The following is a 13,535-nucleotide window of genomic DNA, read 5'->3' on the forward strand; positions in this document are numbered from 1 at the left end:
TTGACCAGCTCCATGCTGACGTAGAGGAAGTTGGCCGTGCCGCAGGCCGGGTCCAGCACTTTAATGTCGCGCAAAGAGGCCAGGAAGGCTTCGACCCGGCTGGCGGCGTTCTGGCGGGCCTTGTTCTGATCGTCGGCGCTGGCGCCTTCCGGCACACTATTCAGCTCGCTCTGGACTTCGACCAGCACCCCGTTCCAGTCCTCACGCAGCGGTTCGAGCACCACCCGCTTGACCAGCCGCTCGACGTAGGCGCGGGGCGTGTAGTGGGCGCCCAGCCGGTGGCGCTCGGTGGCGTTCAGTGCCCGCTCGACCAGCGTGCCGAAGATGCTCGGCTCCACCTGGCTCCAGTCGCAGGCCGTGGCCTCGATCAGCAGCTCAAGCTGCGCCGGGGTGACCGGCAACACCTCCACGTCCTCGAACAGCCCGCCGTTGAAATGCAGGATGGGCGCGCGCAGGAAGGCACTGTAGCCGCCTGTGGCCATGTTGCGCCAGAGTTCCCCTATAGAGGGCACGAAGCCCTCCAGGTGGCCGCGCATCGCCCCCAGCGCCTCCAGAAACTTACCGCTGGGAATCAGGTCCATGTCCTCGGCGAACATGGTGAAGATCATCCGCATCAAAAAGGTGCTGACCCGCTCGGAGCTGAACTGGCGCTGGCCCTGGGCATCCAGCGTGGCCTCCAGGCTCTGCCCGATCTGCGCCAGCTTGACGGCCACCGCCCGCGTGGCGAGTGCGGCGTGCCGGGCCGGGTCCAGTTCCAGCGGGTCAAGCCAGATGGAGCGCAGCCGCTCACGAATCTCCGGCCTGCTCAGCTCGGCCAGGGGAATCCGGTGGGTGGCGGCGCTGGGAAACGGCAGGTAGGTGCCGCCCGTGCGGGTGAACTCGCTGTAGACCTCGATGACGTGGCCCACGTCCACCACCAGCACGAACGGCGGGCGGCCCTCACTGGGGGGCAGAAAGCGCACATACGCTTCGGCCTGCGCCTTGGCCTTGACCATGCTGACGTCCCAGGTTTTGGTGCCGCGTACGCCGTGGCCGCGCTTCTTACGGGCGGGCTTGCCGCTCTGAAGGCGTTGGGCATCGTCTTTGGCGTCCTCAAGCTCGACGCCCTGCTTGGCCTCCAGCACGAAGCAGCCCTGCTTGTAGAGGTCCAGAAAACGGTTGGTACTACTGCCGTCGGTGAAGACCTCGTGGACCTCGCGCTCGAAGACGTACTGACCGCTGCCGGTGGCGGTAGAGACTTCGGGGCGCGGCACCTCCAGCAGATCGCACAGCTCACTGAGAAACAGGGCGTAATTGGCGCGTTCGCTGCCCCCGGAGGACGACCAGCGGGCGGTGAAGGATTCGGGTGTGGGGGCCATGTGGGGATCAGTATGGCGGGTCGGGGGTGGGCAGTGCCGCCGGTAGGGAGCACAACACCTCACGCTGGCAGGAGTAGTCGGCGAACGGCTCAACGGCAAACGCCAGCTCAGTGCCCGACAGGTCAGGGCGCTGGCCCAGCGTTTCGGTGTGAGCCCCATCCTCCCCAGCAATGGTGAACGCCAGAGCACGTGGTAGCGAATCATGCGACACTGACGGCATGCGGTTTATGACCTATCAGGGCCTCGACACCAGCAGGGTCGGCAAACTGGTCGCCAAAGTCCAGGGTGCCATTGAACGCGACGACTTTCGCAGCGCCGACGTCAAAAAACTCAGCCAGGGCCAGTATTACCGCGCCCGGCTCGACGACACCAACCGCTTGCTGCTGACCTTCGTGCGCAGCGGCACGGAAACGGTCTGCCTGGCGCTGGAAGTCATTCATCAGCACGCCTACGAAAAGTCGCGCTTTCTGCGGGGCGCCGTGATCGACGACGCCAAACTGCCCGATTTCACGCCCCAGCAAGCCGAGCAGGCCGCCGCGCCGCTGAGATACCTGCACCCGACCCGGCGCGAGTTTCACCTGCTCGACAAGGTGATCTCCTTTGACGACACCCAGGACGCGGTGTACCGAACGCCGTCGCCGCTGATCGTGGTGGGCTCGGCGGGCAGCGGCAAGACCGCCCTGGTGCTGCAAAAACTGCGCGAGATGCCGGGGAAGGTGCTGTACGTGACGCTCTCGCCGTACCTGGCCCAGAGCGCCGGGGAACTCTACCGGGCCTTCGGCTTTGAGAACGAGGCCCAGGACGCGCAGTTTCTGTCGCTGCGCGAGTACCTGGAGACCATCCGCAGACCGCCGGGCCGGGAGGTGAGCTTTGAAGCTTTCCGCGCCTGGGCCGCCCGGCAGCCGAACCTGAATTTTACCGACGCCCACCAGCTTTTCGAGGAATTTCGCGGCGTGCTCAGCAGCCGTCCGCAGGGGCCACTAAGCCGCGAGGAGTACCTGGCGCTGGGCGTGCGCCAGTCGATCTACGATTCGGCGCTTCGCCCGGTGGTCTACGAGCTGTTCCAGAAATACCTGGCCTGGATGGAGGGCGCCGGGCTGCTCGATTACAGTCTGCTGGCCGCCAGCTACAGCGCCGCAGTCACGCCAGATATCGACTTCGTGGTGGTCGACGAGGTGCAGGACCTGACCGCCGCGCAACTCGCGCTGATTCTCAGGGCGTTGAAGGTGCCCGGTCAGTTTCTGCTGTGCGGCGACAGCAACCAGATCGTGCATCCCAACTTCTTTTCGTGGGCGGCGGTCAAGACGCTGCTCTACCACGACCCCGATTTGGCCGAGCGCCAGCAGATCAGCGTGCTGCGCTTCAATTTCCGCAACGCCACCCAGGTCACGCGGGTCGCCAACGATCTGCTGAAAGTCAAGCACGCCCGCTTCGGCAGCGTGGACCGCGAGAGCAACTTTCTGGTCAGCGCCGTGGCCAGCGAGCCGGGCAGCGTGACCTTTTTGCCCGACCAGGCCGCCGTCAAGAAGCTGCTCGACGACCAGACGCGGGGCAGCACCGACTACGCCGTGCTGGTGCTGCGCGAGGAGGACAAGGCGGAGGCCAGACGCGCCTTCGCCACGCCGCTGGTCTTCAGCGTGCAGGAGGCCAAGGGGCTGGAGTACCCCAACGTCATCTTGTACGGCGTCATCAGCTCCCAGCGCCAGATGTACCGCCAGATCGCCGAGGGCGTCGTCCCGGCGGACCTGCAAACCGACGAGCTGCGCTACAGCCGTGCCCGCGACAAGTCGGACAAGAGCCTGGAGATCTACAAGTTCTACATCAACGCGCTGTACGTGGCGGTGACCCGCGCCGTGAACCGGGTCATTCTGATCGAGTCCGACACCCGCCACCCGCTGCTGGGGTTGCTGGGCATCGAGCTGGGCGACGAGGCCGAGCGGCTGAACGTGCGCCAGGCCAGCCGTGACGACTGGGAGCGCGAGGCCCGCAAACTGGAATTGCAGGGCAAACGCGAGCAGGCCACCGACATTCGCCGCCGCATTCTGCAACAAAAACCCGTCCCCTGGGAGGTCTGGACACCGGAGCAGTTGCGCCTCATGGACGTTGCCGTGCGGGCCAATCCCGGCGATCCCAAACTGGCGCGCGGCCTGATCGACTTCGCGCTGCTCAACCGCCAGGACCGACTGCTGGAGGCGCTGCGCGAGCTGAAAGTCAAGCCCGCTGCGGCGTATCTGCGCAACCCCGACAAGGACCGCAAGTTGCAGCGCCAGGTGGTGCTCGACAAGTACCGCACGCCCTTCGAGGCGGCCAATTTCAGGAGCATTCTGGGCGACTGTGACCGCTACGGCGTGGATTACCGCACGCCCGCCAACCTGACGCCGCTGATGCTGGCCGCCGAGACCGGCAATCTGGCGCTGGTGGACGCGCTGCTGACGCGGGGCGCCGACCTGACCCAGACCGATCTGTTCGGGCGCACCCCGCACCTGATCGCCCTGAACCGCGCCCTGGAGGACGCCCCGTTTGCCAGCAGGCTCTTCGGGGCGCTCGACGAGCGGCTGCGCCCGGCAGCCCTGGACGTTTTGGTATCAGACCGGCTGGTGCGGCTGCCGCCGGACGGCGCCGAGTTCTATTTCCTGAGCGTGCTGCTCTCCACGCTGCCCCACTACCTCTCCGCGCTGCAAGGCGTGCCGCTCTCACCCGCCCAGCGTCTCAGGCGGGCCTCCGGGTTCTTCGCCGATTACCTGCTGACCAACCTGGAGGCCATGCCCTACGGCGTGCTCAAGGAGGCCCGGCGAAAGCGCAGTTATGTCAATCACGTGCTCGCCCGCGCCGAGGTCGCCAGCAACTACCTCCCGGCCCGCCGCCTGTGGACGCGCAGCAGCCGGGGCGTGTACCAGCTCAACCCCGACATGCAGCTCAGGCTCAAGCCCAGCGGCGGCGCGGAGGGCGAATGGACCAGCGTGCTGCTGCTGGCCGACCCGCTGGCCCGCGCCTGGCTGGCCCATTCGGGCGCGGGTCAGTAGGCTGGAGCTGCACAGCCGTCAGGAGCTGCACAGTCAGGAACAACCCAGCCGTCAGGAGCTGCACAGTCAGGAACAGAACAACACAGTCTGGAGTGGCGCGCGCTCAGCTCAACCCGTGCACGATGTCTTTCGTCTGGGTATACAGCGCCTTGAACAGCTCGAAGTTCTTGTCGTACACGGCGCGTTTGGAGTCGTCCGGCACGATCACGCGGCCTGGGTTGACCCAGCTCGCCAGGTCGGCGTGCCTGAGCTTGCCCGCCGCCAGCCCGGCCAGAAAGGCGTCGCCGTAGCTCGCGCCGATGGTCTGCGCCGGGACTTCCTGCACGGCCCCCGCGATGTCGGTGACGATCTGGAGCCAGGTCTGGGTCTTGGCCCCGCCGCCCACCGCCACGATGCGCCTGACGTCGGCGCCCAGGTCCCTGAAGGTCTCGATGTTGTGCCGGATGCCGTAGCCGACCCCCTCCAGCGCGGCGCGAAACAGGTCCTGACGGGTCGTGGACAGGCTCAGCCCGGCGACCACGCCACGGGCGTGCGGGTCGTTGATGGGCGTGCGCTCGCCGCTGAAGTACGGCAGCATGATGACGCCGTTGGCCCCGGCACTCACGGCGTCGGCGGCCTCGAACAGCCGATTGTAGGCTTCGTCTTCCGGCAGGTCGCGGGCGAGTTCGTCAGCGAACCAGCGGGTCAGGCTGCCGGTGGTGGACATGCCCGCCGCCAGGTTGTATTGCCCGGCAAAGGCGCCGCCCACCGTCCAGACGCGGGGATCGGGGGTCGGTGAGCGCTGGACCAGGATAAAGAAGGTGGTCGAGCCGTACATCACCATCAGGTCGCCCGGCTGGGTCACGCCGACGCTGATGGCCTCGCTCAGCGCGTCCACCGCGCCCACCGCCACCGGGGTGCCTTCCTTCAGGCCGGTCTGGACCGCCGCCTGGGCGCTGACGTGCCCGGCCAGCTCGTCGCTCCAGCCCAGGCGGGGCAGCACGTCCAGGCTCTTGCCGCCCTGATCCGGGTCGCCCAGCACGGCAGCCGCGAACTGCTCGGTCCAGCAGCGGGCCTGCGGGTCGTAGAGCGGCATGTAGTGGCTGGCCTCGTGGTGGTTGATGACCCACTCACCGGTCAGGCGGTAACACAGGTAGCTGCTGGCGGTGCTGAGGGTGCGGACCTTGGCCCAGATCTCAGCTTCGTGCTCGCGCAGCCAGCGAATCTTGGGGCCGACAGCCTGGCTGGTGTGCGCCATCTGGCTGTGGGCGAAGACGGTGGCCTCGCCGAGTTCATGGTCCAGCGCGTCGATCTCTGCCGAGGCGCGGGTGTCCACGCCGTACAGAATGCCGGGGCGCAGCGGCGTGCCGTGTTCGTCCAGGGCCAGCAGGCAGGGTCCGATGGCCGACAGGGCCACGCCCGCGACGCGCTGGGCGTCCACCCCGTCCAGCAGGGTACGGATAATCTGCGCCGCGTCGCTCCACCACACCGCGTCGGCGTCCTGTTCGGCCCAGCCCGGCTGGGGAAAGGACACGCCGTGCGGCACCACGCTGGATTTGATGACCGTGCCGTGCAGGTCGGTCAGCACACCCTTGCTGCTGTAGGTGCCGACATCGATGCCCATCAGCAGGTCTGCGGACGCGGTGGTCATGGGTTCAGCCGCAAGGCGACAGGGCCGCGCCCCAGGTGGGCCGTGACGCTAGGGGCGAAAAACCTGTGGGCAAAAAACTCCGATTCCGGTACTATCATAATTGACCTCGTAAGGTACTGTGGCAACAGAGAGAACAGCTTCGGGCCTACAGTGTCGAGCACGTTGTTTCGGACGCATAGTCTGGCACGTAGTCTGGTACGTAGTCTGGCACGTCTGGCACCGGGCATGGTCTGCCCGGCTGGTCTGGACCAACGGTACGGATCAAGGCGGGGTGAATGTCAGGTGAATTCACCCTGACCGCCCCCTTCGGCTGACCGGTCAGCCGAAGGCCGTATCAGTCGGCGGGTTGCCGTCCCAGGCTGATGGCCTCGTCCATTTGCAGGAGGGTGGTGGCGTTGGAGACGCTGGTGGCGAGGGTGTTGATCGCCCCGGTTCTCAGTGCCCCCAGGATGGCCGTGACCTTGCTCGGCTCGCTGGCCATGGCGATGACGTTGGGAATTCTGCGCAGGTCGGCCACGCTCAGGCCCACCACCCGGCCCTGAATCGGGGTGGCGGCGGTGCGTCCGTGGATATCCAGAAAGTCGTAGCCCATCAGGTCGCCCACCGTGCCGATGCGTTTGGCCTCGGCCAGTTCGCTGGGGGTAAACCAGCCCATCCGGACCATGTTGCTGTCCGCCGACATGTCCCCGACGCCCACCAGCGCCAGGTCGGCCCGCCGGGCCTTGTCGAGGGTCTGGCGCACCGTGCCGTTTTTGACGAGCTGCTCGACGGTCGCCCGGTCGCCCACCAGCGCCGGGGCGTAGAGGGTCTCGGACTCGCCGCCGAACTGGGCGGCCAGTCGGCGGCAGATGTGATCGGGGTTCATGGCCTCGCCGCCCTGCGACGAGCCGCCGATGGCGCAGACGAACGAGCAGTCGCGGGCCACCGTGGAGATGGCGTGGTCGGACACCGCGTTGATGTTGCGGCCCATGCCGACGGCGACGATCATGCCGTCTTGCAGGTTCTTGTCGAGAAATCCCGCCACCAGCGAGGCGAGCATGCCGCGCTGTTTTTCAGGATCGGTGTGGTCGGGGGTCAGCAGGGCGCGCATGACGCCGAAGCGCGAGATCAAGGCGCGTTCGAGTTCGTCGGCGACTTTGGGACTCTGCCGGACGCGAATCTCGACGATGCCCTCTTCCTGAGCGCGTTTGAGCAGCCTGCCGATGGTGGCCCGCGAGACGCCGAAGCGCTTGGAGAGTTCCTCCTGGGTCAGTCCGTCGACGTAGTACAGCGTCGCCAGCGTCGTCAGCTCGTCGGTCATATTTCCACTGGAGGGCGACATGGAATGCAGTTGAGACATAAGGCGGTCACCTCCAGGGTGAGTAGAACCAGAGAATGTAGGAGCAGTGAATGTAGAAGCACAGTATGTAGGGGTAGAGAATTCGGTTCGCACGGCGCGGCAGCGTTCGTGTTGTGGAAAGCTGGACGGCTGTTGACCGGACGGCTCTCAACTAGAGGGCTGCGCAAGTTGCCCCCGGTCGCCGCCCAGGTCAGGCCAGCCTCACCGAACAGCCTCACCGACCAGCCTCACCGACCAGCCTGACTGACCAGCCTGACTGAGCAGTTGTTCTGCGTAAGTTCTCAGACACTGGACATTAGATCACACCTGACGCCGTGTTGGGGTCTGATGGGCACCGTGAAGCCAGGCGACCCGGCTGAGCTGCCCCGAACCCCATTCGGCTGACCTGACCGGGCCGTAAACCGGCGCCGCCGACCCGATGCCAAGTGGCATGCGTCTGGCACGCGGTCTGGCCGATGGCGATTCAGGCAGGATGTGTCCGGTCGGCGAAGCAATGGGCGAAAGTGGAAAGGGTGTACCCGGTTCAGCGTTCAGGGTGTTGACATCCGCAGGCGGCGATGGTTAACTAATGCTCAACCAAAGCGCAAATGTTCAGAAGGCACTGTTTTTCGTGCGAGAACATGTTCGGTACACCTGTACTGGAGCGTACTTGGGTTGCGTCTACCGCTCTAGCGACAGCACCCTAGATTCAGGAGGAACACCATGAAGCGTACCCTTGCTCTGACCGCCGCTTTTCTGTCCGTCGCCCTGGCGACCCAACAGGCGCAAGCCTGGAGCCTCAAGGAAGCGGCTGCGCCCTACGCGGGCACCACCATCACCGGCATCTTTCTGGACCGCCCCGGCTACAAGGCCGCCGACACCCTGATTCCGCAGTTCGAGAAGGAAACCGGCATCAAGGTCAAGACCGAAGTGGTGCCCTACGAGAGCACCAACCAGCGCTACGTGCTGGATTTCACCTCCGGCGGCGGCACCGACCTGGTGCTCAGCGACGTGGTGTGGATCGGGCAGTTTGCCGACGCGGGCTGGATGGCGCCGCTCGACAAGTTCTACAACGACCCCAAGCTGGCCGACCCGGCGCTGAACCTCAAGGGCTTTTTCCCGGTGCTGCTCGACAGCTTCGGCACCTGGAACAAGAAGGTCTACGGCCTGCCCTTCGACAACTATTCGGGCCTGATGTACTACAACAAGTGCGCTCTCAAGCAGGCCGGTTTTGCTGGCCCGCCCAAGACCTGGAACGAGCTGCTCACCAAGTACGGCCCCAAGCTGACCGGCAATGGCAAGTACGCCTTCGCGCTCCAGTCGCGCCGGGGCGAGACCCAGAGTGCCGACAGCTTCATGCGCACGCTGTGGCTTTCGGGCGGCAGCCTGATCGATCCCAAGACCTTCGAGCCCACCCTGGCCAGCGCCGCGTCGCAAAAGGGCCTGCAATTTCGCCAGGACCTGCTCAAGTTCATGCCCCCCGGCGTCGTGGACCAGGACCACAACGAGGTGGTCGCGGCCTTCAACAACGGCACCGTGCCCATCATCACCGAGTGGTCGGCCTTCTACCCGACCATCACCGATCCCAAGCAGTCCAAGATCGGCCTGAACTGTCTGGGCGTGACCACCGAACCCCTCGGCTCGGCAGGTCTCAAGCCCGCGCTCGGCGGCTTCTCGCTGGGTGTCAACCCCAACAGCGACGCCAAGAAGCAGGCCGCCGCCTACCTGTTTATCCAGTGGATCACCTCCGAGAAGAACGCCAAGGCCTACGTGCAGGCGGGCGGCGTCTCCGGTCGCCAGGCCGTCTACAAGGACCCGGCTATCCGCAGCAAGTTCCTCTACGTCGACCCGATGGTCAAGAGCTGGAGCGCCGGGACCGCCGTGCCCGCCTTCCGCCCGCGCTTCGCCGAGTGGCCCCAGATCTCGCAGATCGTGGCTGAGAACGGCACCAAGATCATGCTCGGCCAGCTCTCCACGGCTGCCGGTGCCAAGGTCATCGACGATCAGGTCAAGGCCATTCTGGACAAAGCCGGGTACTACAGCGGCAAGAAGGCCAAGCTCCAGTAAGTAAAGCGGGGCGCCGCCCGGTGTGCGCCCTGCACCCACATGAGACCAGCATGACCAGACCAGCATGACCGCGAGTCGAGTCTCCGGTCATGCTGATCTGGTCTAGCCCCACCAGACCCTACCCGGCACCAGACCCCAACACCAGAACCCAATATCAGAGAAAGCCTCTTTGGCCATACCGGAACCCTACCGGCGCTGCTGAGCGCCGCCCCACACCTCACCGCAGGCCCCGCCCCCCCCATCCGGTGTGTTCACGACCCTGCCCAGCTCCGGAGCGTGCTGCCTATGCATACCCAAAAACGCCTCACTCCCTTTTTCTTTCTCGCGCCTGCGGTGGTGATCCTGGCGCTGGTCGGCATCTATCCGCTGGTGTTCGCGGCCTGGGTCTCGCTGCACAACTACCTGCTGGCGCAACCCAACATCCCGCACGACTTCGTGTGGCTGAGCAACTACCTGACGGTGATCCGGGACAGTTCGTTCTGGGGCTCTATTGGCCGCACCCTGTTTTATCTGGCCGTCGCCCTGCCCCTGGAGATCGTGCTGGGCCTGGCCATCGCCTTCATGCTGCGGCGGGGCCGCTGGGCGCACCTGCGCGGCTTTGCCCGCGTGATGCTGGTCATTCCGCTGGCCATGACCCCGGTGGTCACCGGCCTGATCGGGCGACTGATCTTCAACCAGCAGTTCGGCGTCGTCAATTACGTGCAGACCAGCCTCAGCAGCAACAAGATCGGTACCGAGTGGCTGGGTAACCCTACGTTGGCCTTCGTGACCATCCTGGTGCTGGAAATCTGGCAGTGGACGCCGTTCGCCGCCCTGATCTTCCTGTCGGGCCTGACCGCCGTGCCCGCCGAGGTCGAGGAGGCCGCCACCCTGGAGACCCGCAGCTTCTGGGTGATGCTCAGATCGATTCAGCTTCCTTTTTTGCTGCCCGCCTTGACCGCCATCCTGATTTTGCGCACCGCCGATATTCTCAAACAGTTCGATATGGTCTATACCCTGACCAGCGGCGGGCCGGGCAGCTCCACCGAGCTGATCAACCTCTACATCACCCGCATCGGCCTGCGCGGCGCTTTCGATCAGGGCGTGGCCTCGGCCCAGGCGCTGCTGATGCTGGTGCTGACCACCGTGCTCTCGCGCCTGTACATCCGCTATCTCTACAAGGGAGACAACGCATGATACGGATTGTGCGGTATGGACGCTCAGGCGGCGCTCTCCCGCCTGCGCGGGAATGGAGCGAAATCCGTATTGTCTCCCACTCCCGTTGGTCGGATCAGACCCGTATCTCATCCGGGATTCAATCGGAGGCGTTATGACCACCCAGCAAAATTCAGCGGCGGCCATTCGCAGCGCCGACCAGCTCGCGGTGCTGCGCGCCCGCCGGGGCAGCACCGTCAAGACGGCCCTGCACGGCGTCGGGCTGATCGTGGTGTTGTTCGGCACGCTCTTTCCCTTTTTGTGGATGGTGCTGACCTCCTTCAAGACCGGCGCCCAGATCACGGCCACGCCGCCGCTGGTGTTCTTCGAGGGCACGCTCGACCACTACCGCACCATCCTGGGCGACCAGTACAACGTCGGTCAGAGCTTAATTACCTCGCTGATCGTCTCGGTGAGCGCCACGGCGCTGGCGGTGCTGCTGGGCACGCCCGCCGCCTACGCGCTGGCACGCTTCGAGTTCAAGCGCAAGGACGACTTGTGGTTCTGGTTTATCTCCAACCGCTTCATGTCGCCCGTGGTGATTATTCTGCCGGTGTACCTGCTGGCCTCGCAGCTCAAGCTGATCGGCAACCCTGGGCTGTTGATCGCCATGTACCTGACGTTTTCCATTCCGGTGGTCGTCTGGATCTGCACCGACCAGTTTCGCAGCATCCCCCGCGAACTCGACGAGGCCGCCATGGTCGACGGCGCCTCGCCCGCCTTCATCTTTTTGCGAATCGCGCTGCCGCTGGCCCTGCCCGGCGTGGTGGTCTCTAGCATCCTGAGCTTTATTTTTAGCTGGAACGAACTGCTTTTTGCGCTGTTTCTCACGCGAGGCAGCGGTGTGACGGCTCCGGTCAAGGCCACCTCCTTCCTGAGCGGCTACGACGTGCCCTGGGGCGAGATCATGGCGACGGGCACGCTGATCGTGCTGCCGGTCATCATCTTCTCGCTGCTGGTCTCGCGCCATCTGGTGCAGGGCCTGACCATGGGCGCCATCAAGTAACGCCTGCACGCCTGCGCCCAACCCAGACCACCCCAGGGGCACGTCTTTTCGAGGAGTTCTCGCCATGACCGACACCATCCACAAACCCGTCAAGGACACGCTTATAACTCTCCAGCCCGGTGACATCAACCCCGACGTGAAGTTGCCGCGCACCATGCAGGCCGTCGTGGCCTACGCGCCGGGCGACTACCGCCTGGAGACGGCCAAGATGTTCGGGGCCGACGTGGTGCTCAACCCCACCGAGGTGGACGTGGCGCAGGGCCTGGAGATGATCCGCAAGCTGGGGTGTTTCGTCGAGTTCAGCGTCTTCGGGCAGGACGTGACCGTCGACTGGAGCATCATCGGCGACCGCAAGGAACTCGACGTGCTGGGCGCCCACCTGGGGCCTTACGCCTGCCCACCGAGGGCATGGTCACCCACACCCTCAAGATGAGCGAGTTCAAGACCGGCTTCGATTTGATGAAAGCGGGCGACAAGTCGGTGAAAATCCTGCTGATTCCGGAGTAACCAGATTCGCCTCGCCCGTGCCCAGCACCGTCAGAACCGCCATTGAGGAGTATCCGGTGACTATCCACTCAGCTCAACCCACTGCGCCCGCACCGGACGACACGACCATGAGCGCTGCGGTGATGAACGGTGCCCGCGACGTCGAGTTCAGTCGGGTGATCCGCCCCGTGGCCGCGCCCCACGAGGTCCTGATCCGGGTGCGGGCCAACAGCCTGTGCGGCTCGGACCTGCATTACTGGCACGAGGGCCGGATCGGTTCGGCGGTGGTGGGCACGGCCTTTACGCCCGGCCACGAGTTCGCCGGAGAGATTGCCGGTGGCAGCGGCGCGGCGCACGGCCTGGCCGACGGGACGCTGGTGGCCATCGACCCGGCCCAGCCCTGCGGCGAGTGCTACTGGTGTCATCAGGGCAACCAGCACCTGTGCCCGACGATGGTCTTCGTGGGGGCGCCGCCGCACGCCGGAGCGATGGCCGAGTACATCGCCGTGCCGCTCAGCAGCGTCTTTGCGCTGCCGCCCGGTTTCACGGCGGTGCAGGCGGCCCTGCTCGAACCGCTGGGCGTGGCGATGCACGCGCTCGACCTGGCCAGGCTGCGCCCCGGCACCCACCTGGCCATCCTGGGCGCCGGTCCCATCGGGCTGTATGTGCTGATGCTGGCCCGGCAAAGCGGGGCGCTGAACATCAGTGTGATCGAGCCGCTGGCCTACCGCCGTGACAGGGCGGCTGAACTCGGCGCGACCTCTACCCACGGCGACGTGGCGGGCTACCTCGCCTCGGTGCGCGGCACGCCGACCGGCGGCGCCGATGTGGTGATCGAGGCCACCACCAGCCCACACGGCCCGCGCCACGCCAGCGAGGTGGCCCGCATCGGCGGCAAGGTCATCCTGGTGGGCATCCCAGACGGCGACGAGTTCTCGCTGACCGGCTCGCTGGTGCGCCGCAAGGCCCTGACCATCAAACTCTCGCGGCGTATGGGCCACGTCTATCCCCGCGCCATCGAGTACGTGCAGCGCGGCCTGGTCGATGTCGAGGCCATCGTGACCCACCGCCTTCCACTGTCACAGGTCAGGTCCGCCTTCGCGCTGCTGGCCGAGTACAACGACGGGGCCATCAAAGTGGTGCTGGAACCCTGAGCGCTCTCACAGCCAGTTCTCGGAACACCGCAGGTCGGTGAGGGCCTCCAGCCGCAGCCTCGGTGCAGGGCGTGCGGCTGCTTTAGGTGAGGGGTTGACGAATTCATGGTGACCCGATTGTTTACCCCGGTTGTTTGCCTCGACTGTTCACCACCCTTCTGCCGCTGAGAAGTCGGCCCCGGCAGCTCGCTGAACGTGCCCGACTCGCTCCTTCATTAAGTCTGTTTACCTGTAAGAAACATGTGTGACGACACCGCGTAAAATCACTTCAAACAACATCCGGTATCGTTACACGGCTG

Annotated in this window: 9 protein-coding genes; 6 read left to right on the top strand and 3 right to left on the bottom strand. The window is 65.4% G+C overall.

All coding sequences use genetic code 11. The features are described 5' to 3' along the window. On the bottom strand, positions 1–1,358 hold a 1,358-nt coding region (locus Q0R23_RS03715; RefSeq protein ID WP_366520378.1), incomplete at its 3' end, for a type IIL restriction-modification enzyme MmeI. A gap of 218 nt (positions 1,359–1,576) precedes the next feature. Between Q0R23_RS03715 and Q0R23_RS03720 the strand changes: the two genes are divergently transcribed. Next, positions 1,577–4,381 carry an AAA family ATPase gene (locus Q0R23_RS03720; RefSeq protein ID WP_293910500.1) on the top strand — a complete coding sequence of 935 codons (2,805 nt, stop codon included), beginning with the start codon at positions 1,577–1,579 and terminating at the stop codon, positions 4,379–4,381. Positions 4,382–4,484: 103 nt separating this feature from the next. Here the strand turns inward: Q0R23_RS03720 and Q0R23_RS03725 are convergent, their stop codons facing one another. Then, on the bottom strand, positions 4,485–6,011 hold the full coding sequence (locus tag Q0R23_RS03725) for an FGGY-family carbohydrate kinase (protein WP_293910502.1): 1,527 nt from the start codon (positions 6,009–6,011) through the stop codon (positions 4,485–4,487). Between the two features lie 334 nt (positions 6,012–6,345). Further along, complete coding sequence (locus Q0R23_RS03730; protein ID WP_293910504.1) at positions 6,346–7,311, bottom strand: sugar-binding transcriptional regulator; 966 nt, start codon at positions 7,309–7,311, stop codon at positions 6,346–6,348. Positions 7,312–8,052: 741 nt separating this feature from the next. Between Q0R23_RS03730 and Q0R23_RS03735 the strand changes: the two genes are divergently transcribed. The 5 genes from Q0R23_RS03735 to Q0R23_RS03755 all read left to right on the top strand — a co-directional run bounded on the left by Q0R23_RS03735 (position 8,053) and on the right by Q0R23_RS03755 (position 13,236). Then, entirely contained in the window at positions 8,053–9,396 is a 1,344-nt protein-coding gene (locus tag Q0R23_RS03735) for a sugar ABC transporter substrate-binding protein (RefSeq protein WP_293910506.1), read from the top strand. Between the two features lie 285 nt (positions 9,397–9,681). Next, complete coding sequence (locus Q0R23_RS03740; protein WP_293910508.1) at positions 9,682–10,572, top strand: sugar ABC transporter permease; 891 nt, start codon at positions 9,682–9,684, stop codon at positions 10,570–10,572. Between the two features lie 133 nt (positions 10,573–10,705). Continuing rightward, positions 10,706–11,596 (top strand): carbohydrate ABC transporter permease, encoded by an 891-nt coding sequence (locus tag Q0R23_RS03745; protein WP_293910510.1) that lies wholly within the window; start codon positions 10,706–10,708, stop codon positions 11,594–11,596. A 64-nt stretch (positions 11,597–11,660) separates the two neighbouring features. Next, positions 11,661–12,029 (top strand): hypothetical protein, encoded by a 369-nt coding sequence (locus tag Q0R23_RS03750; RefSeq protein WP_293910512.1) that lies wholly within the window; start codon positions 11,661–11,663, stop codon positions 12,027–12,029. A 130-nt stretch (positions 12,030–12,159) separates the two neighbouring features. Next, positions 12,160–13,236: an alcohol dehydrogenase catalytic domain-containing protein gene (locus tag Q0R23_RS03755; protein ID WP_293910514.1), complete on the top strand. Its 1,077-nt coding sequence runs from the start codon at positions 12,160–12,162 to the stop codon at positions 13,234–13,236. The last annotated feature ends 299 nt before the right edge of the window (positions 13,237–13,535 follow it).

This window comes from Deinococcus sp. (genome assembly GCF_025362455.1).
Taxonomy (GTDB): domain Bacteria; phylum Deinococcota; class Deinococci; order Deinococcales; family Deinococcaceae; genus Deinococcus.

What these genes read in the sequence shown, in the direction of transcription:
- Q0R23_RS03720 (WP_293910500.1), top strand. Translation starts at nt 1,577, where the DNA reads ATGCGGTTTATGACCTATCAGGGCCTCGACACCAGCAGGGTCGGCAAA.
- Q0R23_RS03745 (WP_293910510.1), top strand. Translation starts at nt 10,706, where the DNA reads ATGACCACCCAGCAAAATTCAGCGGCGGCCATTCGCAGCGCCGACCAG.
- Q0R23_RS03725 (WP_293910502.1), bottom strand. Translation starts at nt 6,011, where the DNA reads ATGACCACCGCGTCCGCAGACCTGCTGATGGGCATCGATGTCGGCACC.
- Q0R23_RS03750 (WP_293910512.1), top strand. Translation starts at nt 11,661, where the DNA reads ATGACCGACACCATCCACAAACCCGTCAAGGACACGCTTATAACTCTC.
- Q0R23_RS03740 (WP_293910508.1), top strand. Translation starts at nt 9,682, where the DNA reads ATGCATACCCAAAAACGCCTCACTCCCTTTTTCTTTCTCGCGCCTGCG.
- Q0R23_RS03735 (WP_293910506.1), top strand. Translation starts at nt 8,053, where the DNA reads ATGAAGCGTACCCTTGCTCTGACCGCCGCTTTTCTGTCCGTCGCCCTG.
- Q0R23_RS03730 (WP_293910504.1), bottom strand. Translation starts at nt 7,311, where the DNA reads ATGACCGACGAGCTGACGACGCTGGCGACGCTGTACTACGTCGACGGA.